A 241-nucleotide genomic window follows, 5' to 3' on the forward strand; every position below is an offset into this window, starting at 1 on the left:
GTGCAACAGGCACAGGAATAGCCTATCGGGCAATATCGACTTCGCCTTCTCTTTCATTCTCCGGGTCGCTGACTGCGATGGAATCGGATCTCCCAAAGCATGGTCATGCAGCAGCGGGCGCGCCTCGACTTTTTCGGACGATGCGAGCGTCTCCTTTCTCATGGCAGACGCGGTCATCTCTTCACGGGCCTGCGCATACTCGGTTATTGGCATTTTTTTTGCGCTCCCTGTGCCCTGCTAG

Annotated in this window: 1 pseudogene; it reads right to left on the bottom strand. The window is 56.0% G+C overall.

The features are described 5' to 3' along the window. Window positions 1-213, bottom strand: a pseudogene (locus SB753_RS40710) (hypothetical protein); the annotation flags it as partial. Window positions 214-241 lie beyond the last annotated feature (28 nt).

It is taken from the genome of Paraburkholderia sp. SIMBA_053, from assembly GCF_046534895.1.
Lineage (GTDB): Bacteria > Pseudomonadota > Gammaproteobacteria > Burkholderiales > Burkholderiaceae > Paraburkholderia > Paraburkholderia caledonica.